Consider the following 21,668-nt stretch of genomic DNA (forward strand, 5'->3'; position numbering starts at 1 on the left):
TAACCCCCCAGGAGCGCAGCAATGTCAGCTGATATATTGATCGTCGATGACGAGGCGGATATCCGGGATTTGATCGCCGGCATTCTCCAGGACGAGGGGCATCGCACCCGCCTTGCTCGCGACAGCGATGAAGCGCTCCGCGCGATCGAGGATCGAAGGCCACATCTCGTTATCCTCGACATCTGGCTGCAGGGAAGCCGCCTCGACGGGCTTGAAGTCCTGACCGTGATGAAGCGCACCTATCCGGATCTGCCGGTGGTGATCATCTCGGGCCACGGCAACATCGAAACGGCCGTCACCGCGATCAAGCGCGGCGCTTACGATTACATCGAGAAGCCGTTTAAATCCGATCGCCTCATCCTCGTCGCGTTGCGCGCTCTCGAAGCCTCCCAGCTGAAGCGCGAAGTCCGCGAGCTGAAGGAGCGTTCCGTCGTCTCGGCTGAAATGATCGGCAAGTCGCCCGCGATCAATCAGCTGAAGAACAACATCGAAAAGGCCGGCCCGACCAACAGCCGCATCATGCTCCGCGGCGCGTCCGGAACCGGCAAGGAGCTCGCCGCCCGCGTCCTCCATCAGAAATCGCTGCGCGCAGATGGTCCCTTCGTCGTGCTCAATGCCGCGGCCATGGTTCCCGATCGCGTCGAGGACGAATTGTTCGGCACCGAAGACCGCACGGGCGGCCCGCGCAAGGTCGGCGCGCTCGAGGAGGCGCATACGGGAACGCTTTACATCGATGAAGTCGCCGACATGCCGATGGAAACGCAGGGCAAGATCCTGCGTGTGCTCGTCGAGCAGAAGTTCCTGCGCCTTGGCGGATCGCAGAAGGTGTCCGTCGACGTCAGGATCATTTCGTCCACCTCGCGCGACCTCGAACAGGACATCCGCGAAGGTCGCTTCCGGGAAGATCTGTACCACCGGCTGAACGTCGTGACGCTGCGAGTGCCGAGCCTCGCCGAGCGTCGGGAAGATATTCCCGAACTCATCCAGTATTTCATCGGACAGGTCGCGCAGACGTCGGGTCTCGCCCCCCGCCGGATCGGCGAGGATGCAATCGCCGTTCTGCAAGCGCACGATTGGCCGGGCAACGTCCGCGAACTCCGCAATAACGTCGAGCGTCTCTTGATCCTCGCCGGCGGCGAACCGAATGCGGCAATCACAGCCGATATGCTTCCCGACGAAATCGGCTCCAACGTCCCGCTCCCGGTCAATGGCGGCGCCGAGCACCTGATGTCGCTACCGCTGCGCGAAGCGCGCGAAATCTTCGAGCGCGAATACCTGCTGGCGCAAATCAACCGGTTCGGGGGCAACATCTCGCGAACCGCCGAGTTCGTCGGCATGGAGCGATCGGCATTGCATCGTAAGCTTCGTGCACTCGGCGTTTCGTCGGAACAGCGTAGCGGCGACCTGAGATCAGCGTCGTAGGAGCCGGCTCGCTTGACCCGCATTGTTTATGTCAACGGCGCCTACAGGCCGTATGCGCATGCCGCAATTCATGTCGAGGATCGTGGCTTTCAACTCGCCGACGCGATTTACGAAGTCATCGAGATCCGCGACGGCGGGCTGGTCGATGCAACCCGTCATCTCGCGCGCCTCGCCCGGTCGTTGACGGAACTCGCAATCCCGTCACCGATGTCGGATGGCGCGCTGCTCCACGTCATGAATGTCGTGATCCGCCGCAATCGCGTGCGCGATGGCATCGTCTATATGCAAGTCTCGCGCGGCGCCGGGCCGAGGGATTTTGCCTTGCCGCCCGCCACGATCCCGCCGACGCTCGTTGTGCTCGCGCGCGCCCACCGGCGCGGATGGTCGGCTGAACTCGCCGAAACGGGCATCGCCGTGAAGACCGTGCCCGACAACCGGTGGGGCCGCTGCGATATCAAGACGGTGATGCTGCTTCCCGCTGTCCTGGCAAAAGACGAAGCCCGCCGCGCCGGAGCCCGCGAAGCATGGTTCGTCGATACCGCAGGCAATGTCACCGAAGGTGCCTCAAGCAACGCCTGGATCGTCACCCCCGACGGCACACTTGTCACGCGCCAGCTCGATCATCACATCCTTCCCGGCGTCACGCGCGCAACCGTCATGGACGTTGCAAAAACGGAGGGAATAAAAATTGAACAGCGGACCTTTAGCCGCGACGAGGCGCTCGCGGCGCGCGAAGCCTTCATTACGTCAGCGACGAACATCGTCATGCCGGTCGTAAAGATAGATAAAACCCCAATCGGCGACGGCCGGCCGGGAAAGCTTTCCCTCCGACTACGGTTGAGATTTCATCAGGTTGCTGAATTTTCAGCGTGAGGAAGGTGCGAATGTTGCCGCATTGTGCGAGGCAACAATGGATGTAAAGTGCGCTCGCTCCGATCATCGACGCATTTCCTGGTGGTCGTTGCACCGGTGCTCCATCGCTGTCAAAACGCGGCGGCGCCAGTCGGCTAATAAGAGCTAAAAAGAGAAGACGCTAAAACAAGACGTCGAGATAAAAAACGGACAACAACAATGGCGGCTGAAAAACCACAAAATTTGCAGGACACATTTTTAAATTATGTTCGCAAAAATAAAACGCCTCTGACGATCTTCCTCATCAATGGCGTGAAACTCCAAGGCATCGTCAGCTGGTTTGACAATTTCTGCGTTCTCCTGCGCCGCGACGGTCACTCCCAGCTCGTCTACAAGCACGCGATTTCGACGATCATGCCGGGCGGCCCCGTCAATCTCAACGACCAGGATGAAAGCGCCGCAGGTTGACCTCGCGCTCTAAGGACGGGGAAGGCGAAAAGCACGAGGGTGGACGAAATCGCGAGCGGCGCATCTCGAAGGAGACGAGAGCGCCAAGGACGCGAACGCTCGTCGTCGTGCCGGCGTTCAAACGGCCACCGAAATCCAAGACCGCCGCAACAGCCAAATCATCCGCTCAAACGCACACTCCCGAAAATCGATTGGCCGAAGCCGTGGGCCTCGCGAACGCCATCGAACTCGACATCATCGACTCGACGATCGTGCCGATCTCCGAGCCACGGCCATCGACGTTGCTCGGATCGGGAAAGGTCGAAGAGATCAAGGGCCTCGTCGAAGAGCTTGAGATCGGCCTCGTCATCGTCGATTACAACATCACGCCGGTGCAGCAGCGAAATCTCGAGAAGGCGTGGAACGCCAAAGTTCTCGATCGCACGGGACTGATCCTCGAAATCTTCGGTGCACGCGCAAGAACACGCGAAGGCGTGCTGCAAGTCGAGCTGGCGCATTTAACGTATCAAAAAGGCCGGCTGGTTCGCGCCTGGACCCATTTGGAACGGCAACGTGGCGGCGGCGGCTTCCTCGGCGGCCCTGGCGAAGCACAGATCGAACTCGATCGCCGTATGCTCCAAGACCGCATCGATGCGATCAAACGCGACTTGGCCGATGTCGTGAAAACACGCGATCTCCATCGGAAGGGAAGGCGCAAGGTGCCTTACCCCATCGTCGCGATCGTCGGCTATACGAATGCCGGCAAGTCGACGCTCTTCAATAAGATCACCGGCGCGGGCGTCGTCGCGATGGACCAGGTCTTCGCCACGCTCGACCCGACGATGCGCGAAGTGAAACTTCCGAGCGCCAGGCGGATCATCCTGTCCGATACCGTCGGTTTCATCTCCGATCTCCCGACGATGCTGGTCGCAGCGTTCCGCGCGACGCTCGAAGAGGTCGTCGAGGCCGATCTCATTCTTCACGTCCGCGACATTGCCCACGAAGAGACGGACGCGCAGGCCGAAGACGTCGAGAAGGTGCTGACCGATCTCGGCATCGATACGCTGCCGGTTGAAAGTCATATTCTCGAAGTCTGGAATAAGATCGATCTTCTGCCGACGGATCGCCGGACGGAGCTGCAACACGAGATGCACCGCAATGCGCGGCCTCCCGTACTCGTCTCGGCGGCGACGGGCGAGGGGATGGCGCCGCTACTTCACACGATCGACGATCGCTTGGGCGCGTCCGACGAAATTCTGGATGTCATCGTTCCGGGCAGTAATGGATCGCTTCTCAATTGGTTGCACGAGACGTGTGACGTTCTCGCGAGAGAAGCGCGCAAGGACGGAAATATCGAATTGCGGCTTCGCGTGCCGAGCGAAAAGAAGGCGCGCGTCATAGGACAGCTTCGCAAAGCCGGGATATCGGTTTAAGCTCATACGCGTGGATGAACGCGTCACATGCTGCATAGCCGGCGGCGGCCCGGCCGGGATGATGCTGGGAGTGCTTCTGGCACGCGCCGGCATTCGCGTCACCGTTCTCGAGAAACACAACGATTTTTTCCGCGATTTTCGTGGCGATACAATTCATCCGTCGACGTTGCGATTGATGGAAGAACTTGGCTGGCTCGATGAATTTCTGAAGCTGCCGCATCAAGAGACGAAGAGCATCTACGCCCAGATCGGCGACACGCGCTTCGAGATGGCGAATTTTTCGCATCTTCCGATTACGACGAAGTTCATCGCCCTGATGCCGCAATGGGACTTTCTGAATTTCCTCGCCGAGAAGGGCCGGGCCTACCCAAGCTTTCATCTGGAGATGAACGCGGAAGCCACCGGCCTCACATTTCAAGGCGATCGCGTAACGGGCGTGAAGGTGACGACGCCGGCAGGCGACGAAACCATCGAAACCGATCTGGTGGTCGCGGCCGACGGACGGTCATCCATCCTGCGTGGCGCCGCGGGCCTCGTAAGCGAGAACTTCGGCGCGCCGATGGACGTGATGTGGTTCCGGCTGCCACGGCTGCCGACCGACACGGACGAGACGCAGGGCCGGTTCGATGCTGGGCATATCTTCGTCATGCTCCAGCGCGGAGACTATTGGCAGTGCGCCTACGTCATTCCGAAAGGCGGAGATGCAAGAATTCGCGCCGCCGGGCTCGATGCTTTCCGCAAGTCGGTGGGAAAACTGCTTCCGTTCGACGCCGCGCGCGCAAGTGATATTGCGAGCTGGGATGACGTCAAACTTCTGACCGTCGTGGTCGATCGCCTGAAGACCTGGGCGCGGCCCGGCTTCCTTTGCATCGGTGACGCCGCGCACGCGATGAGCCCCGTCGGCGGCGTCGGTATCAATCTCGCGATCCAGGATGCGGTCGCCGCGGCCAATCTGTTATGGCAACCGCTGAAGTCTCGCAGCGTGACGCTAAGAAATCTTGAAGCCGTGCAGGCCCGCAGGGAATTTCCAACCCGCGCGACGCAGCGTCTGCAACTCACTATTCAGAATATGGTGATAGCAAAGACGCTCGGAGCAACAGGTCCGCTGAAGCCGCCGCTGTTGGTCCGGATCATGACGGGCCTGCCGTTTTTCTCTCGCATCCCCGCGCGCCTTCTGGGGCTCGGGTTCCGGCCCGAGCACATCTCCGAGGCGATACGGAACGCGAAGGGCGCCTAACCCTTCTCGATCGCTTTCGCCTCGTCCCAAAGCGCATCCATTTCAGCGAGCGACGATTGCGACGGAGATTTCCCGCGTTCACCCAGCGCCTTTTCGATGTGCGCGAAACGCCGGGCGAACTTGTCGTTGGCCCCGCGCAAGGCAGCCTCTGGATCAAGCTTCAGATGGCGCGCGATGTTCGCCATGACGAACAGCATATCGCCGAACTCTTCTATGATCGCGTATTGGTTCGCGACCGGAGGCAAGGACGCAACGGAAGACTCTCCTCTGGGATCGGCCGCGAAAGCAACCTCCTCCAGCTCCGCAATTTCCTCCTTCAGCTTTTCGAACACCGGCTGAAGGTTGGGCCAATCGAAACCGACCCTTGCGGCTTTGTCCTGCAACTTGATGGCCCGCGTCAAAGCCGGAAGACCAACGGGAACATCCGCCAGCGTAGCTGCCCTGTGGGCCGGCGATGAGCCGGCGGCCGGTAGGCGCGAACGCTCCAGAGCTTTCTCGGCGCGCTCTTCCGCCTTGATCTCCTCCCACGTCAACTTGACGGCCGCCGGATTGCGCGCGGCACCGTCGCCGAATACGTGCGGATGCCGCCGGATCATTTTTTTCGTTGAGGAGAGAACAACGTCGCCGAGCGCGAACGCGCCTTGTTCTTCCGCGATCCGCGAATGGTAGACGACCTGCAGAAGAAGATCGCCAAGCTCGTCTTTCAGGTCGACGAGGTCCTTGCGCGCAATCGCATCGGCAACTTCGTAGGCTTCCTCGATCGTGTATGGCGCGATCGTCTCGAATGTCTGCTCGAGATCCCAAGGGCAGCCAGTCTTGGGCGTCCTGAGCGCGGCCATGATTTCGACTAGCCGCGAAATATCGCGCGAGGGTTTGAGTGTATCCGCCATATCCGTCCTCTTTCGATGGCCGGACAGTAGACGACGGGCCGGAAATCCACGAGAGCCGGTCCTGCGGCTATCTCGCCCGTTTGAGGACAGCCGAAACGAGACGCGGCCTGGATAGGACAATCGACAATGGCACCATCCAGCCGATCCACGCGGCCAGCGAGTAGACGGGCTCGAACGGCAGGCTGAAGGCGATCGCGGTGCCCGTGATGACCCGGAACCAGACGGCGCCCGTCGTCACCGCAACCATCGCCATCATCAGATCCGCGTGGCGAGAAATATTCCGCTGGCGGATCGCGACAAATGCCGCTCCGAAGAGATAGAGCCAGACAAGTCCCTGCACGAAGAACCCGGCCCGGGCCAGTGCCGGCGAGTGGCTCATGATGGCGACCGGTAACGACGTCAGCCCCCCAATCACCACAAATACGCCCAACAGCCGGCCAAGCGCTCTGTGAAGCTGAGCGCGATGTCTGACGGCAATGACGACCGGAGCGATCAGCAGCGCCATTGCGGAAGACAACATGTGCGCCGGAAAAAGGGTCGGCACACGGCCGGCGAGTTCGAACATTTCAAAGGGCAGTGGTATTAGGCCGGTTCCTGATCCGATCGCAACCGCGCCAACAGGAATAACGAGGAAGCCGATGATCAGCAGAATGGCAACGCGAAGAATGAGCGTCGACGGCGCACCCAACGGCGAAGTGCGCGAGCGCGTCGCGCGAACTGCAGGAGGAGTTGTCGTCGCCATATCGGTCATTGCGGCAGGCATCATGGCCTCTGGATTTGGCGGCTCTGCGGCGGCGGACGAAGCTGTCGCCACAAAGGCCGGCGAATCCGCCGTTCCAGTCTCTCTCGCCGGACGATGGGTCGGCCGCTATTACGGCTACGGCCGGGGCAAGGACGTGCAGGACTGCGGCGCCGATGGCTGCGGCCTGACCTACGATATCGTCGCGTGCAAAGAAGGCTGGTGCGGCATCGCCATCAAGGACGACAAATCCTGTGGTGCGGTCGCCGTCCATCTCGCGGCTGACGCCAAAGAGGGCGACGCCGCGTTCAAGGGCAAGCTCGAACTCGCGAAAGGCGCTGCCCCGTATACGGTTGAAGCTTGGTACTCGGCCGATCCGGAAACCAAAACCGTCCAGATGCATCTCCTCGGCGATACGGGCCCCGAACTCATGCTCTTTCGCCGCTCGTTTCCGCTCGAAGCCACCTTCGAGCGCGCTGGCGATTCAACTTGCAGCATCGATAAGGCGACGAGCTGACGGCCAAAACGCGACCGGGCTCTCCGGCCCGTTGCCGAGCCCTGCGGCTCTGCTAGTCTCGACGGCAGAGCGGGGTAGCGATGCACATTCTCTTCAACGGTCTTATGATGGCGCTGGAACTGGCGGCGATTGTCGCCATCGCCTGGACCGGCTTTACGGCGCCGCTAGTCTTTGCAGCGGGTACGGGACTGTTGGCGCTCGGCGTCGGCGCCGCCCTCGAAATCGCGCGCCTCAAATACGAATTTCCGTTTTATTTCGATCGCGCGCCGGGCCGGTCGATGATCGTCATCGTGACGGTCGGGGCGCTTGAAGCCGTCACCAAGGCCATCCTCGCCGGAGTCGTCGGGCTCCTGACGTTTCTCGGCACGGATGAGGAACGGCTGAAGTTCGTCGCCGTGATTTTCGCCGTTTCGCTTTTCCTCGGCGTACAGGCCGTTCGCTTCCTGATGGACCGGCTGAAGGCGCGCCCGCTGCGTTGGGGCTACTTCCGGCTCGCCGCACCCTTGGGATTGTTGTTCTCAGCCGGCCTGACATTCCTGCCAGCCCCCGGCATCACCGAGCTTGCAAAGCGCGCCGCCTTCGATCTCCCGACGAAGCCGACCATGGAGCAGGCAAGCGAGTTCCTGTTTCTTTTGAAACAGAGCTTCGACGAAATTGTCGTCAGGATGCTGTCCTGGGTGTTCGATCCTGCGCTGGCGCAGGCAATCGGAGCCGTCGTCTCGGTCAACATGCTGTCGGGCTTCGTCCTGGCGCTGTATGCCGTTCTGATCGCCGAAGGCATCAGAACACTCGAACGCCGCGAGCCGTGATTTGATCTTGAGGCAAAGAGATGCCGCATGTGATTGCCCACACCAGTCTGATGCTTCCCGAGATCCTTGTCATCGAAAGCCTGCTTCAGGCGCACGGCATTCACTTCGTGACGGCCGGCAAGGATATCGTCACGCAATGCCCACACTTCGCGGTGCTCTTCGGCGGCATTTCGATCCTGGTCGAGGAGGACGATTTTGAAAATGCCCGGACGTTGATCGCCGATACCCATGACGTCCCGGGCTACAAATCAATAGAAAGCGACGGCTTCGAAAAACACCCCATCCGCAACGCGGTGCTCGCGTTTCTGATCCTGATCATGGGGGCGCCGTTTCCGTTTTGGTACCGAAGAGCGGGCTCGCGCAGAGCGGGAGGTTAACGGCAGCGCGACGACAGTCCCGGCGATTATCCGCCGGATGAACAAATACAACGCAAGCGGTGTATTTTCGTCGCCATAGCTCGATAAATGGCGCTCGTTTCGCCTTTTGATGCGGAAAAAGCCGGCCCCAGCGCTAATCTTCGCCCGTATCGGACCTATCATCCGCCGCGACGTTGCCGGCGGATTTTGTAATCACGCAACGACGAGAAGACCGCATCCGGCATGGCGGGTAATCGCGATGATCTTCGATTGCTTCAGCTTTTTTGACGAACTCGATTTGCTCGAAGTGCGGCTCAACGAGCTCCACACGGTCGTCGATTATTTTGTGCTCGTTGAAGCGCGCCAGACCTTTCAAGGCGCGCCGAAGCCACTCCATTACGCAGAAAACGCCGATCGCTTCCGAAGCTATGCCGACAAGATCATTCACGTCGCCATCGACTTCCCCGAGGCAAGAGATGCCTACCGGTTGGACACGAGGCCCCTCGATGACAATTGGGCGCGCGAGCACTATCAGCGCAATCAGATCGCCCGGGGATTGGTCACTGCAACTGAGAGCGACTTGATCATCGTGTCGGACGTCGATGAGATTCTGAGTGCCGAGGCGCTGAAACGCGCTCTTGCCGAACGCAGACCCGGCGAACTGACGATCTTCGAGATGCCGATGTATCGCGGCAGTGCCAACCGCCGGGTGAGGGACCTGCAATGGGACCGAGGGCCGCGTCTCATCGAGTACGGAAAATTCCCCGGTGGCCAACGTCTTCGGCTGAGCAAGATCTGGGCGTCGAGACGTTTTCAAGGGACGGCGATCGGGCTCCTTCACACCAGAATCTGGAACTGGATCAACGCCGGCATCACGAGCCCCGTTCGCGTCATTTCGAACGGCGGCTGGCACATCACGAGCTTGGGCAATTGGGAGACGTGGCGCCGCAAGGTATGTGCTTACTCGCACGCGGAACATAAGCTGTGGGAGAGCTACGAGTGCCCGATCGCGTACGCAACGAACCTCGACGACGAGACGGAGATCGTCGGCATCAACGAGATGCCGAACTTCATCCAGCAGAACCCCGCGAAATTCCTGCTGGCCTGACTGGCCCCCTAATTTCGCATAATATATATTATGGAAACAAAGAGGCGGGCCGGCATATGTATCAGAGCGATACGCCGACCCACCACCCATGAATTTTCAAAAATCTAGACTGCCGCTTACTTTTCGGACTTCTCAGCCTTCTCCGATTTCTCGTGCTGCTCCGCGAACGCGTTGAGCAACCGCACACCCCAGCCGGCGCCCCAACTTTGGTTCGTGTCGTTACGGCTCCCGTCCATCGCGGTACCGGCGAGATCGATGTGACTCCAGGCCGTATCCTTGTGAATGAAGCGCTGCAGGAAGGCCGCTGCGGTCGCAGCGCCGGCCCAGCGTCCGCCGGCGTTCTTCATGTCGGCGTTCTTGGAATCCATCATCTTGTCGAATGCCTTGTCGAGCGGCATCCGCCAGATTTTCTCGCCCGTGGCCTTCGACGCCGATAGCAGCTCATCGGCGAGCTTGTCGTCGTTGGAGAACAGACCGGCGTACTCTTTGCCGAGCGCCACCATGATGGCGCCCGTCAGCGTCGCGAGATCGATGACGACCTTCGGTTTGAAGTTCTCCTGCGCGTACCAGAGGACGTCGGCAAGCACGAGCCGGCCTTCCGCGTCGGTGTTGATCACTTCAATCGTCTGGCCCGACATCGACTTCACGATGTCGCCCGGACGGACAGCGTTGCCGGACGGCATGTTCTCGACGCAACCGATCAACCCCACGGCGTTGACGTTCGCCTTGCGCTCCGCAAGCGCGTGCATCGTTCCGATCACGGCAGCCGCGCCGCCCATGTCGCCCTTCATGTCCTCCATGCCGGCGGCCGGCTTGATCGAGATGCCGCCGGTATCGAAGACGACGCCCTTGCCGACGAAGCAGATGGGCCGCTGCTTCTTGTTGCCCTTCGCGCCGTTCCAAACCATGACGGCAAGCCGGGACGGCCTGGCGCTGCCCTGACCCACGCAGAGAAGCGAGCCCATCCCGAGCTTTTCCATGTCCTTGACGTCGAGGATTTCGACGCTGACGCCAAGCTTTTCGAGGGTATTTGCCTTCTCTGCGAGTTCGACCGGGCCGAGGATGTTTGCCGGCTCGTTGACGAGATCGCGCGCGACGTTGACGCCGTTGGCGACGGCCTTCAGCGGCTGGAATGCGGCCTTGGCCTTGTCCGGATGCGGCACTTGGATGACGAGCTTTTTCAAGCCGTCCTTGTCGGGGGAATCCTCTCCCGACTTCTTCGTCAGGTATTTTTTGAAGTTGTAGTGGCGGAGCACTGCGCCCTGAGCAACCAATGCCCCGACTTCATCGGCCGAGAAATTGCCCGCGCCTTCCACATCGACGATCACGCTGGCCGACGAGGTCTTGCGGCTTTGAATGGCAGCAAGGATCGCGCCGCCGAGATCGACGAGTTGCAGATCGGTCAGCGTCGCCGTCTTGCCGAGACCGCCGACGATCAGGCGATCGATACCGATCTTGGCGGGAGCGAGAATCTCGATCGACGATTTGTATTTGCCTTTGAAATCGGCGGCAGCTGCAGCCTTGCTGAGCGCGCTGGCGGATTTCGTCTCGAACTCGCGTGCTTTGGATCCAAGGCTCATGCCGTCGGCCGCGAATACAACGGTTACGGAGTCGGGCTCGGCGTTGAGCGGCGCAAAAGCGATTTCGAGGCGATCGGACATTTTCAAAAGGGCTCCAAGTTGAAGAGGATCGAGGCCACGAACGGGCCGAGGATGGGATAGGATGCCGGGACGCGGACGCCGATCCGCTGGTTTTCCAGCACCCTGTCACGATGGCGGAGGAAGTGGCAAGAACCGGTGGCTAGGCTGCTCAACTTAGTCGTTCGTGAGGGCGAGGCAAGGGAGCCGTTGCAATCGCTCTTCCATCTAAGGCTCTTTAGCGATCTAACTGTCTGGGCCCAAAGACCGTTTTTTGGCATCCACCAGACGGCCGGGGCACGGCGAGAAGCCGAAATTCCGCCACTGTGCTATGGGAGCCGGACATGTCCTCACAGGAGCCGGTGATGGGGAGTTTGCTTCGGCCAGTGTGGCCGGAGGGGGGAGAGCGGCTGACGCATGCGAATTTTATCGAGATATGTCTTCCGGCAGGCGGTGGGCTCGTTTCTGCTCATTCTCGCGTCGTTGACGGGCATTGTCTGGATCGCCCTGGCGTTGCGCCAGTTCAATGTCGTGACGAGCCAGGGTCAGGACACCTGGATGCTCGTCAAGATGACGTCCCTCGCCGTTCCCAACCTGATGGCAATCATCGCCCCTTTTTCGTTTTTGATCGCAGCCCTTCAAACCCTTAACCGCCTGAATACCGACAGCGAACTCATAGTCCTCTCGGCGGCCGGCTCGAAGGTCTGGACGGTTGCGAAACCCCTCATGCTTTTGGCCTTGCTCGTCAGTTGCTTTCTGGCGTTCGTCGGCCACTTCGCGCAGCCCTGGAGTATGCGGCTGCTCAGCGATTATCTCGTGCAGGTCCGAAGCGATCTCTTGACCCAGGTCATCCAGCCCGGCCGGTTCTCGAGCCCCGAACCCGATCTTATGTTTCATATCCGCGACCGCTCGGCCGACGGTGAGCTGCTCGGCCTCGTCATGCATGACACCCGGGACAAAGCGCAGTCTCAGAGCTATCTCGCCGAGCATGGGTCGATCGTGAAGCAGGACGGCACCGCCTATCTCGTCATGTCGACGGGCCACATCATCCGCCGGACCGATGCCGACGCGCCGCCTCAGATCGTGGCCTTCGACAAATACGTCGTTGACCTCGACCGGTTCGAACCCCAGGACGACGCATCGGGCGAGAGAAAGCCCCGCGAGCGCTATTGGAGCGAACTCACGCAACCGAGCCCCGACAGCAAGCTCTTCAAGAGCTCGCCCGGCCAGTTCCGCGCCGAAATCCACGAAAGACTGGTGGGCCCCCTCTATCCGCTGGCCTTCGTCTTCCTCATTGTCGCCTTCGTCGGCCAAGCCAGGTCGACCCGCTCGAGCCGCATGCAAAGCCTTGTGCTGACATTCCTTTTTGCCGCCACCTGCCGCATGGCCGGATTGGCGCTGAATAGCGCAGTCACGCGCGATGCCTCGATGCTCGTTGCACTCTACGCGGTTCCCACGATCGCCATCGTTCTATCGCTGATCGTCATCAAGCGGGCTGACCGCCAGCGGTCGGGATCGGCACTCTTCGGACGCATCCGCGATACGGCGTCCGCAACGGCTGATCTTGCTATCCGCCTCGTCATGCCGCGCCGGAAGGCTGCCACATGATCCGCTCGTTCACCCTCACACGCTACATCGCGAAACTGTTCTTCGTCGCGATCGCCTCCACGCTCGCCGTCTGCGCGCTGTTGATCTTCATGATCGATTTTGTCGAGTTGCTGCGGCAATCGAGCAAATTCGGCAGCGTTCCGCTGACGACACTCGTGAGCATCGCCCTGCTTCGCCTCAGCGCGTATGTCGAATTTCTCATCGGCTTCGCCGTCCTCGTCGGCACCATCAGCGCCCTCATCTACCTCAACCGGAAGAGCGAGCTCGCCGTCATGCGGGCCGGCGGCATGTCGGTCTGGCAATTTCTGGCGCCGGGCATCGCCGTTGGACTTCTCGTCGGCATCTTCGGCGTGACGGTCTACAACCCCCTCGCAGCCCGCGGCCGGGCCATATCGGAACAGGTCTTCGCCAAGGCCTTCAACAACGACACCAACCTGCTTCGCGCCCAGGGTGGCGGGTCCTGGATCACGCAGAATGGCGTCGACGGAGAATCGGTTTTGGGCGCCGCCGCGGCGACGAACCGGGGCCTGACGCTGAACGGCGTTATGATTTTCGCTTATGATCGCGACGGGCATTTCGCCGAGCGCGTTGACGCCAACCAGGCCGAGCTCAAGGACGGCTATTGGCAGCTGACCGATGCCTGGGTTTCGCGTCTCGGTCAGCAGCCCGAAAAGTTCAAGTCCTACCTTGTATCCACTTACCTCACCCCGGACCGCGTCCAGGAGGCGCTGGGCACCGTTTTCTCGGTCTCCTTCTGGGACCTGCCCGAACTCATCGAAGCCGCGGAAAAGGCAAAACTTTCGACCGAACGGCTCAAGGTCCAGTACGAGTCCCTTTTGGTCCGGCCGCTGTTATGTGTGGCAATGGTCCTTTTGGCAGCAACTGTGTCATTGCGGTCATTCCGCTCTGGTGGCATCCAGACTATGGTTACGACAGGGATGATCGGTGGGGTCGGGTTCTTCTTGTTCTCGGAAATCGCGAGACAAATTGGCATCGCAGGTCTGGCACCAGCGTGGGCGGCGGCATGGTTGCCTGTCGCACTTGTTTTGATCATTGCAACCACGGTGCTGTTGCACCAGGAGGACGGCTGAGTGATGCGTGAAGCGCGGACACCGCAAGAGGGTTGCGGGCCGTTTCGCGAGGGTTCTCGGCGCCGTAGGGCGCGCGGGGCCGCTCGTGCGCTTCTGCGCCTCGTTCTCGTCAGCTTCATTGCCTCCTTCTCGACCTTGGCACACGCGCAGGGCATCGACGCCAACGGCGCGACGCTTCCCAATTCGAAAAAGAACAAATCCTCTTTCGGCGCCGCGAATGCGCCGAGCGCGATCTTCGGCAAGGTCAACACGAACATCGATCGCGCGCAGCCCATGCGTTTGCAGGGCGACCAGCTGATCTACGATAAATCCGGCGATCGCGTTATTTCACGCGGCAACGTCGAAATCTTCTACAACAACTACATCCTGACCGCCGACGAGGTCGTCTACGATCAGAGCGGCGGAACGCTGACGGCCATCGGCAACGTCACGCTGAAAGAGCCGCAAGGCAACATCGTCCACGCCGACCGCTACACGCTGACCGATGACTTCCGTGACGGCTTCGTGTCGGCGCTGTCGATTGTCTCCGCCGACAAGTCCCACATCTCCGCCGACCGCGCCACCCGGCGCGAGGGCAACATCACCGAATTCGAGAACGGCAAGTTCACGCCGTGCCAAAGCGATGGCGGCACGCCTCCCCTTTGGTGCATCAGCGCCGCGCGCATCATCCACGATCAGGAAGCCGCCACGCTGACCTACCAGGACGCGTACTTCCAGATCTACGGGCAACCGATCCTCTACCTTCCGTACTTCCAGAGCCCCGATCCGTCCGTGAAGCGGAAGTCCGGCTTCCTGACGCCCGACTACGGCCACTCGTCGACCCTCGGTTACATCACCGGCATTCCCTATTTCTGGAACCTGGCCCCGAACTACGACATCACGCTCGATCCGCTCTACATGAGCGAGCAGGGCCTGTTCATGAAGGCCGAATGGCGGCATCGTCTGGCCACTGGCGAATACACCGTCAAGCTCGCGGGCATCGATCAGGATGCGAATAACCTTCCGGGCGGCGTGAACGCTCCCGGAAACGCAAAACTCGACGGCTTCCGCGGCAGCGTCGAGACCCACGGCTTGTTCTCGTTGTCGAGCTGGTGGAAATTCGGCTGGGATGCGATCGTCGAAAGCGACGATCAATTCCGCCGCTTCTATAAGCTCGACAGCGTTCTCGTGACCGATCGCGTCAATCAGGTCTACCTGACCGGACAGTCCGACCGGAACTACTTCAACGCGACGCTCTATCAGTTCGGCGGGCTGTTGACCAACGACACGCCGGAAACGGAAAGCTACACCCACCCCATCATCAACTACAATTATGTGTTCGCCGATCCCGTCGTCGGCGGCGAGCTCAAGTGGAACACGAATGTCTTGAGCTTCACGCGTACGGACGGCACCGTTGTCGATCCCTTTACCGGTCGCCAGCAAGACCAGAACATCAACCGTATCGTCACCCAGCTCAATTGGCGTCGCCGTTTCACTGACACCATAGGTATCAGCTACACCCCATTCGCCGACATTCGCGGCGACGTCTATCAGTATGAGAACATCGTTGATCCCACGAGCATAACGTTAGAGAACGGGATTAACGGGCCAGAGGTAAACCCCGCCACGACGCGAATAATTGGGAACGAAACCGTCACGCGCGGCATCGTCGACGGCGGCTTGCTCGTCTCCTATCCCTGGGTTGCGAATAGGGCCGGCGGAACGCACATCATTGAACCGATCGGCCAGATCGTTGCCCACCAGGAAAGCCTGCCGCAACGCCGGTTGCCCAACGAAGACGCCCAGAGCCTCGTTTTCGACGACACCAACCTGTTTGCGACGTCGAAGTTCTCAGGCTTAGACCGCATTGAAACGGGAACGCGGGTCAATGCTGGCCTGCAGTACACCTTCCAGTCCAACGACGGCGGTTACGCGCGCTTCCTGGCAGGCCAGAGCTATCAGTTGACGGGAGATAACGCCTATCTATTGCCGGGCCGTACCGGCGAGGGCAACTTCGTCTTTAATCCGATTAACGGCCTTGAGACACAAAAGTCCGACTACGTCCTCGGCGCCTATTTCGCCCCCACCGCCGATTTCAGGATCATTTCGCAGAGCCGGTTTAGCGAATCCAACCTCGCTTTGAAACGCGAGGATCTCGCCGCGGTCGCGAAATATGGCCCGCTGTCGGCTCAGGTAGGCTATTCGTATGACGCCGACGCTCTGTTTACGGACCCCGAAAATCCGGACGTGATTGCCGTTTCGACGCCGCTGCAGGAAGTCCTGGGCGCGGTCACTTTGCAGCTGACCAACCGTTGGAGCGTTGGCGGCTCGACACGCTATGACATCGAAACCGGCGACTTCCGCTATGATAGCGTTAATCTCAAATACGCCGACGAATGCTTCGTCCTGACCGCCTCATATATCCAGTCGAATTACTCCGACCTCTCGATCACACCCGACCAGACGGTCATGTTGCGGTTCGAATTCAAGCATCTCGGAGATTTTGCGGCCTCGACCGGCAATCTGGACTTCAATATGGGCGGCGACCAGCGTACGAACTGATCCGGCTGGCGGCAGCCGCACCCTCGAACCAAGGGGGATCGGATTTTGGCCACTCTTGATGTGGATAAGCCCCCAGTCACCGGCCGCGGGCGCGGTATCCTGACGCCCAAGCCGATTCGGACTTATGGATGTCGTTCAAGCATGCCCTTGCCACGGACCCGTGCCGCTCAATTCTCAAGCCTAGCAGCGCGATGTGCGCTCGCAGGCATAGCAAGTATCGCGATGTCGTTTGCCGCTGCCGCACAAGGAGGCACGGTCGCGGTGACGGGCGACGGCACGTCGTCTCTGCCGAAGCCCGCAGTTGGCGACGCCACCGCCGATCCGTCCGCCGATACGAAGGGCAAAGGCAAAAATCAGAAAAATAAGCAATCGCCGAAGGCCGCAGCCGCCGAGCAGGCCGGCCGGGATCTGACCGCGCCTTCCAAAGACGAGCGCGCGATAGCAGTGCTCGTCAATGACGAGCCGATCACCGGCTTCGAGCTCGAGCAACGGGCGATGATGCTCAGCGGCACCAACATTCAGCAGCAGGCGAAAGCCAACTTCGAGTCCATCGTCAAAAATCCGAAAACGTCGGAACGCCTCAAGGCGATCCTGCAGGAAACGGTGAAGGCCAACGAAGGCAAATCGCGCGAGGAGATCATCGCGATTTTCGAGCGCCGCAAAAAAGAGTTCGGCATGAGCCTGCAGAAGCAGGCGTTTGATAGCGCCAGGAACTCGGCGCTTCCCGCCATGAAGAAGCAAGCGCTCGAAGAGCTGATCGATGACCGGCTCAAGATGCAGGAAGCCAAAAAGCAGAACGTGACGATTGAAGATGCCGAGATCGACCGCATCGTCAGCGGCATCGCCGAACGCAACAAAATGAACGTCGAGCAATTTACGAAGCAGATCGGCGGAAGCCTCGAGCCGATCAAGGCGCGCATCAAGGCAACGCTCTCTTGGAATGAGGTCGTGCGCCGCCGGTTCGGTCCCTTGATCAACGTCACCAACAAGGACGTCGACAAGCTCGTCGCGGCGACCTCCGTCGCCGGCAACGACGATGTCGAATTGCAGGTGCAGCGCGTTCGGATATCGATGCCGGTCAAGATCGAGGAAAATGGCGTCGCTGCGCGCATCCAGGAGGCCGACAAGATCAAGTCGAAGTTCGCAGGCTGCCAGACGACGGCCGCAGCGGCCACCGGCGTTCCCGGCGCGACCTTCGAAGATCTCGGCAAGCGCCGGCCTTCGACAATCTCCGAGCCGACCCGGACGCTGCTCGTCAACGCGAGTGACGGCGAAATGCTCCCGCCCACCGTGAATGACGGGGCGATCGAGCTCTGGGTCGTTTGCGGCCGCAATGTCGTGAAAGCCGTCGACGAGAAGCGCAACCAGGCGGAAGGCGAACTCAAGCAGAAAGAGTTCGAGTTGATGGCCAAGCGCTATCTGAAAGACCTGCGCGAAGACGCCCACATCGAGTACCGGATAAATGTCGGTTCCCGGTAAGGAGCCGCGCGCGCCCCTGGCACTGACGATGGGCGACGCTGCGGGCATCGGCCCCGAACTTGCCCTTCAAGCCTGGCGAGATCGTTACGCCGATCGATTGCCCGCGTTCGTTCTCTATGCGGATGTCGCCCTGATGCGCGCCACCGCGCGCTCGGCCGGCTTTGATGAGGCACGCATCGTACCCGTGGCGGATCTATCGGCCGGCGCGGAGGTCTTCGAGGATGCGCTTCCGGTCTTCCCCATTCCCCTTGCCGAGCCTGCGCAGCCGGGCACCCCATCCGTCAACAATGGGCCCGCCACGATAAGCGCTATCCGTACCGCTGTGGCTGACGTCGCCGCTGGCCGTGCGTCGGCCGTCGTGACCAACCCGATCGCGAAATCGGTGCTCTATGGCGCGGGGTTCGAATTCCCGGGACATACCGAATATCTCGGCGCACTGGCGGCGGAATTTTGGCCCCGCGATCCTGCCGACCCGGTAATGCTGCTTGCCTCGTCACAGCTCCGCGTCGTGCCGCTGACGATCCACGTCCCGTTGAAGGACGTGCCCGCCTTGCTGACGGCCGACAAAATCATCAAGACCGCGCGCATCATGGCGGCGTCGCTGCGGCGTGATTTCGGCATCGAAAGCCCGCGAATTGCCGTCGCTGGACTGAACCCGCATGCGGGCGAAGACGGCGCTCTCGGCTCGGAAGATTCCGAAATCATACGCCCCGCAATCGAAGCCTTGCAGGCCGAGGGGCTTAACGTGACCGGCCCCCTCGCCGCCGACACGATGTTTCACGAGGCGGCACGCAAAACGTATGATGCGGCGCTCGCCATGTACCACGATCAAGGATTGATCCCGATCAAGACCCTGGCATTCGACGAAGGCGTCAACGCAACGATCGGCTTGCCATTCGTTCGCACATCCCCCGATCACGGAACGGCCTTCGGCATCGCGGGCAAAGGCGTTGCATCGGCCGCGAGTCTCAAGGCCGCCCTGAAACTCGCAGGCGAGATGAGCGCACGCCGACGTCGCACGGGCACAACATGAAGGGCTCCACCCCCGACGGATTACCGCCCCTTCGCGACATCATCGAACGCTATGGCCTCAGCGCCAAGAAATCGCTCGGACAGAATTTTCTGCTCGACCTCAATCTGACGCGGAAGATCGCGCGCCTCGCCGGCGATTTGAGCGATCAGACCGTCGTTGAAGTCGGCCCCGGGCCCGGCGGCCTGACACGCGCACTCCTTATCGAAGGCGCCAAGCGCGTCGTCGCCATCGAGCGCGATGACCGTTGCCTCCCAGCGCTCGCCGAAATCGCAGAGCGGTTCCCCGGAAGGCTGGAAGTCCACGCCGACGATGCGCTCGATGCCGATTGGCGGAGGTTGCTGGCCGGCGCGGGCAAGGTCACGGTCGCAGCGAACCTTCCCTATGGCATCGCCTCGCTGCTGCTCGTGAATTGGCTTGAAACCGAACCCTGGCCGCCGTGGTATGACCGGATGGTCCTGATGTTCCAGCGCGAGGTTGCCGAACGCATCGTTGCGGCGCCGAAGTCGAAGGCCTACGGCAGACTTTCCGTCCTCGCTCAGTGGCGGACGGAGGCGAAGATCGTCATGAACCTGCCGCCGGAAGCCTTCACGCCACCGCCGAAAGTTGCATCAGCCATCGTCGAGTTTCGCCCGCGCGCAAATCCGGAACCGCGCTGCGAGGTCAAGACGCTTGCCCGCGTCTCGGCGGCAGCCTTCGGCCAGCGCCGCAAGATGCTTCGCTCCAGCCTGAAACAATTGACGCCGTTTCCAGAGCTTCTGCTGCAACGCGCTGGGCTCGCGCCGGAACGGCGCGCCGAGGAACTCTCCGTTTCGGATTTCGCCCGCCTCGCCGCAATTCTCGACGAGGGCGGAGAGGTCAACGCGAAAGCCTAAAGCGCAGACTGCAATTTGCGAACGAACTCCGAGAGCCCGAGCTGGCGCCCACGCTTCAGTCGCTCCGCGAGAAGAATGGCAAGCGCCGCAGCCGTGCTTTGTTCGATGTGTGAGTTGACGAGCACGTAGTCATATTCCGGCCAATGGCTGATCTCCGACGCTGCCGCCGCCATGCGTTTCGCAACGACGTCCGCCGGATCCTGCGCGCGGGACTTCAGCCGGTTCTCGAGCACCTCACCCGATGGCGGCAGAACGAAAACCCTGACGACATCGCCGGGCATCTTCTCGGAAAGCTGCTGCGCGCCCTGCCAGTCGATATCGAATAGGACATCCTTACCTTCGCGAATGGCGTCTTCGACCGGAGCGCGCGGCGTGCCGTAATAGTTGTCGAACACGCGCGCCCATTCGAGAAGTTCACCGCGCTGCTTCATGCCCTCGAATGCGGCGTGATCGACGAAGTGATAGTCGACCCCATCCTTTTCACCTGGGCGCGGCGCCCGCGTAGTGACGGAAACCGACATCTCGATGTTGCTGTCGGCAGCGAGAACGCGCCGCGCCAGCGTCGTCTTGCCGGCCCCGGACGGCGACGAGACGATATAAAGCAATCCCCGGCGCGCGATGTGCGGCGCGGCGATGCTCTCGTTGTTTGAACCGTTGTTCGAAGCGTCAGCAGCGTTTTTGGTCATTCTATTCGACATTTTGCACTTGTTCGCGAAGCTGGTCGATGACCGTCTTCAATTGCAGGCCAAGCCGCGTGATATCGACTGCATTGGCTTTCGAGCAAAGCGTATTGGCTTCGCGATTGAATTCCTGCGCCAGAAAATCGAGCTTGCGCCCGACGGCGCCAGGCTCCCCGATGATGTCGCGAGCGCCCGCAACGTGCGCGGCAAGCCTCTGCAGCTCTTCCTCGACGTCGGCGCGCGTCGCCAGCAGCATGGCTTCCTGATGGAGGCGGTCTTGATCAAGCGCCGCCGTCGCCTCGAAGAGACGCGCTATGGCATCCTTGAGCCGGCTGGCGATGGCTTCGGGAGATCGCGAAGGCGATGCCCGCACATCGCCCGCCAGACGCTCGATCTGCGCAAGCTGATCGCGCACGATCTCGGCCAGACGCGTGCCTTCGGCCCGTCGCGCTTCGCCAAGTTTGTCGAGCGTCGCTTCAAGGCTGCGCAGAACCGCACTTTCACGCGCTGTGCGCGCTTCGCTGTCCTCGACCGTTTGATCCGCAGTCTCGAGAACGCCCTTGATCATCAGAAACTGCGCCGCATCCGGCTTCGATGCCCCCGATAGCGCCGAAACCCGTTCCGCGGCCTTCATGACATCCGCGAGCACGAGTTCGTTCAACCGGACGGAACCGTTCCCCTGCTGCCGTTCGAGTGCAAGCGACAGGGCGATGTTGCCGCGTGCGAACCGCTTTGAAACGGCGTCACGCGCCGCGACTTCGAGGGCCTCGTAGCCCGGCGGCAGGCGCAAGCGGACATCAAGCCCGCGGCCGTTGACGCTGCGCGCTTCCCATGTCCAGGCGAGGCCATCGTTCGAGCCATCGACACGGGCAAATCCCGTCATGCTGGAAATTGTCATCGGGGAAGGTCTCATCGAC

At 61.0% G+C, this 21,668-nt stretch carries 20 protein-coding genes; 15 read left to right on the forward strand and 5 right to left on the reverse strand.

Annotation, left to right across the window (positions count from 1 at the left end; genetic code table 11):
* Nucleotides 1-21: 21 nt before the first annotated feature.
* The 5 genes from ntrX to AB4Z24_RS07875 all read left to right on the forward strand — a co-directional run bounded on the left by ntrX (nt 22) and on the right by AB4Z24_RS07875 (nt 5,391).
* On the forward strand, nt 22-1,422 hold the full coding sequence (gene ntrX, locus AB4Z24_RS07855; RefSeq protein WP_325021752.1) for a nitrogen assimilation response regulator NtrX: 1,401 nt from the start codon (nt 22-24) through the stop codon (nt 1,420-1,422).
* 12 nt (nt 1,423-1,434) lie between these two features.
* A complete protein-coding gene (locus AB4Z24_RS07860; protein WP_441707210.1) occupies nt 1,435-2,295 on the forward strand; it encodes a D-amino-acid transaminase in 861 nt (286 codons plus the stop codon).
* 198 nt (nt 2,296-2,493) lie between these two features.
* Nucleotides 2,494-2,742 carry an RNA chaperone Hfq gene (gene hfq / locus AB4Z24_RS07865; RefSeq protein ID WP_045836201.1) on the forward strand — a complete coding sequence of 83 codons (249 nt, stop codon included), beginning with the start codon at nt 2,494-2,496 and terminating at the stop codon, nt 2,740-2,742.
* 62 nt (nt 2,743-2,804) lie between these two features.
* A complete protein-coding gene (hflX, locus tag AB4Z24_RS07870) occupies nt 2,805-4,154 on the forward strand; it encodes a GTPase HflX (RefSeq protein ID WP_441707786.1) in 1,350 nt (449 codons plus the stop codon).
* A 10-nt stretch (nt 4,155-4,164) separates the two neighbouring features.
* Complete coding sequence (locus AB4Z24_RS07875) at nt 4,165-5,391, forward strand: FAD-dependent oxidoreductase (protein WP_441707213.1); 1,227 nt, start codon at nt 4,165-4,167, stop codon at nt 5,389-5,391.
* Here AB4Z24_RS07875 and mazG read toward each other — a convergent pair.
* Nucleotides 5,388-6,281 (reverse strand): nucleoside triphosphate pyrophosphohydrolase, encoded by an 894-nt coding sequence (mazG, locus tag AB4Z24_RS07880; RefSeq protein ID WP_441707215.1) that lies wholly within the window; start codon nt 6,279-6,281, stop codon nt 5,388-5,390. The genes AB4Z24_RS07875 and mazG overlap by 4 nt on opposite strands.
* A gap of 67 nt (nt 6,282-6,348) precedes the next feature.
* Nucleotides 6,349-6,969 (reverse strand): DUF2306 domain-containing protein, encoded by a 621-nt coding sequence (locus AB4Z24_RS07885; protein WP_441707217.1) that lies wholly within the window; start codon nt 6,967-6,969, stop codon nt 6,349-6,351.
* Between AB4Z24_RS07885 and AB4Z24_RS07890 the strand changes: the two genes are divergently transcribed.
* From AB4Z24_RS07890 to AB4Z24_RS07905, 4 genes are all read left to right on the forward strand, one after another.
* Complete coding sequence (locus AB4Z24_RS07890) at nt 6,947-7,537, forward strand: hypothetical protein (RefSeq protein WP_441707218.1); 591 nt, start codon at nt 6,947-6,949, stop codon at nt 7,535-7,537. The two genes, AB4Z24_RS07885 and AB4Z24_RS07890, sit on opposite strands and share 23 nt — an antisense overlap.
* An 80-nt stretch (nt 7,538-7,617) precedes the next feature.
* Nucleotides 7,618-8,346 carry a hypothetical protein gene (locus tag AB4Z24_RS07895; RefSeq protein WP_441707220.1) on the forward strand — a complete coding sequence of 243 codons (729 nt, stop codon included), beginning with the start codon at nt 7,618-7,620 and terminating at the stop codon, nt 8,344-8,346.
* Nucleotides 8,347-8,366: 20 nt separating this feature from the next.
* The gene (locus tag AB4Z24_RS07900) at nt 8,367-8,723 is read left to right on the forward strand and encodes a putative signal transducing protein (RefSeq protein ID WP_441707222.1); all 357 of its coding nucleotides are present in this window, start codon (nt 8,367-8,369) and stop codon (nt 8,721-8,723) included.
* Nucleotides 8,724-8,961: 238 nt separating this feature from the next.
* Nucleotides 8,962-9,810, forward strand: a complete 849-nt coding sequence (locus AB4Z24_RS07905; protein WP_441707224.1) for a hypothetical protein — start codon at nt 8,962-8,964, stop codon at nt 9,808-9,810.
* Between the two features lie 116 nt (nt 9,811-9,926).
* Here the strand turns inward: AB4Z24_RS07905 and AB4Z24_RS07910 are convergent, their stop codons facing one another.
* Complete coding sequence (locus tag AB4Z24_RS07910) at nt 9,927-11,471, reverse strand: leucyl aminopeptidase (RefSeq protein ID WP_441707226.1); 1,545 nt, start codon at nt 11,469-11,471, stop codon at nt 9,927-9,929.
* A gap of 393 nt (nt 11,472-11,864) precedes the next feature.
* Between AB4Z24_RS07910 and lptF the strand changes: the two genes are divergently transcribed.
* The 6 genes from lptF to rsmA all read left to right on the forward strand — a co-directional run bounded on the left by lptF (nt 11,865) and on the right by rsmA (nt 20,071).
* Nucleotides 11,865-13,055 (forward strand): LPS export ABC transporter permease LptF, encoded by a 1,191-nt coding sequence (gene lptF, locus AB4Z24_RS07915; RefSeq protein ID WP_441707227.1) that lies wholly within the window; start codon nt 11,865-11,867, stop codon nt 13,053-13,055.
* Nucleotides 13,052-14,146: an LPS export ABC transporter permease LptG gene (lptG, locus tag AB4Z24_RS07920; protein ID WP_441707229.1), complete on the forward strand. Its 1,095-nt coding sequence runs from the start codon at nt 13,052-13,054 to the stop codon at nt 14,144-14,146. Before lptF ends, lptG begins: the two co-directional genes overlap by 4 nt.
* A gap of 3 nt (nt 14,147-14,149) precedes the next feature.
* Nucleotides 14,150-16,687: an LPS-assembly protein LptD gene (locus tag AB4Z24_RS07925; protein ID WP_441707788.1), complete on the forward strand. Its 2,538-nt coding sequence runs from the start codon at nt 14,150-14,152 to the stop codon at nt 16,685-16,687.
* A 222-nt stretch (nt 16,688-16,909) separates the two neighbouring features.
* Nucleotides 16,910-18,166: a peptidylprolyl isomerase gene (locus AB4Z24_RS07930; protein WP_441707230.1), complete on the forward strand. Its 1,257-nt coding sequence runs from the start codon at nt 16,910-16,912 to the stop codon at nt 18,164-18,166.
* On the forward strand, nt 18,150-19,199 hold the full coding sequence (pdxA, locus tag AB4Z24_RS07935; RefSeq protein WP_441707232.1) for a 4-hydroxythreonine-4-phosphate dehydrogenase PdxA: 1,050 nt from the start codon (nt 18,150-18,152) through the stop codon (nt 19,197-19,199). Before AB4Z24_RS07930 ends, pdxA begins: the two co-directional genes overlap by 17 nt.
* A complete protein-coding gene (gene rsmA, locus AB4Z24_RS07940; RefSeq protein ID WP_441707234.1) occupies nt 19,196-20,071 on the forward strand; it encodes a 16S rRNA (adenine(1518)-N(6)/adenine(1519)-N(6))-dimethyltransferase RsmA in 876 nt (291 codons plus the stop codon). The genes pdxA and rsmA overlap by 4 nt, the downstream gene beginning before the upstream one ends.
* On the opposite strand, the gene gmk is transcribed toward rsmA, so the two are convergent.
* Both gmk and AB4Z24_RS07950 read right to left on the reverse strand, forming a co-directional pair.
* The gene (gmk, locus tag AB4Z24_RS07945) at nt 20,068-20,757 is read right to left on the reverse strand and encodes a guanylate kinase (protein WP_441707236.1); all 690 of its coding nucleotides are present in this window, start codon (nt 20,755-20,757) and stop codon (nt 20,068-20,070) included. The two genes, rsmA and gmk, sit on opposite strands and share 4 nt — an antisense overlap.
* 1 nt (nt 20,758) lies before the next feature.
* Nucleotides 20,759-21,649, reverse strand: a complete 891-nt coding sequence (locus AB4Z24_RS07950) for a YicC/YloC family endoribonuclease (protein ID WP_441707238.1) — start codon at nt 21,647-21,649, stop codon at nt 20,759-20,761.
* Nucleotides 21,650-21,668: the final 19 nt, after the last annotated feature.

Source organism: Hyphomicrobium sp. 2TAF46 (assembly GCF_052114865.1).
Lineage (GTDB): Bacteria > Pseudomonadota > Alphaproteobacteria > Rhizobiales > Hyphomicrobiaceae > Hyphomicrobium_B.